The 815-nt window shown below is 51.0% G+C and carries 1 pseudogene; it reads left to right on the top strand.

Annotated elements, in window-relative coordinates:
• Positions 1-752, top strand: a pseudogene (locus tag ACOCD2_RS23065) (integrase); the annotation flags it as partial.
• Positions 753-815: the final 63 nt, after the last annotated feature.

The raw sequence follows: 815 nt of genomic DNA, 5'->3' as shown, positions 1-815 counted from the left end.
AAGGAACCCAAGCCGTTGCTTTCACCATCAGTAGCGACAAGGACAAGCGTTATCGCTGGTTACAGAGGGAACTGGTTCGTTTTGACTATCTGTCTCTGAATAAACCAGACAAAGGCATTGTTATCCGCTATTTGCTCAAGGTTACGGGTTATTCCCGTCAACAATTAACGCGCTTGATTGCCCAGTACCGAAAGACAGGCCGGTTGAGCCGTCAGCAACGAACAACGGCGGGTTTCAAGCGCCGCTACACCGATCGTGACATCCGGCTACTGGCAGAAATGGATGAACCCCATGACACGCCTTGTGGACATGCCATTAAAAAGCTGTGTGAGCGTGCCTATCAGGTGTTTGGGCAATCAGACTATGAAACCCTGGCCGGCATCTCTGTTAGCCATCTTTACAATCTAAGGCAATCCAATGCCTATCAACGGCAGCGCCGAACCTTTGAGAAAACACGCCCCAAGTCATCCACGATTGGCGAACGTCGCAAACCCTGTTCAAATGGTCAGCCTGGCTATATCCGCATCGATACGGTGCATCAAGGTGACTTGGACAAGCAGAAAGGGGTTTATCACATCAATGTGGTCGATGAAGTAACCCAGTTCGAAGTGGTCTGCTGCGTTGAGCGTATCAGTGAACGTTACCTGATTCCTGCGCTGGAACAGTTACTGGAAACCTTTCCTTTTGTGGTTCAGGTGTTAATGGCCATCTATTCTGACCCACCTACGGCCAACAATTTTGACCCACCCTGAGGGGCATTCCGGGCCATAGGGCCGTACGCTTCCCGCCATCAGAGACTCATCGATGGGGGAAGC

Origin of the sequence: Thiolapillus sp. (assembly GCF_048562965.1) — a bacterium.
Lineage (GTDB): Bacteria > Pseudomonadota > Gammaproteobacteria > Chromatiales > Chromatiaceae > Thiolapillus > Thiolapillus brandeum_A.
Note: the sequence above shows the minus strand (reverse complement) of the source record. Positions and strands in the feature narration are given on the sequence as shown.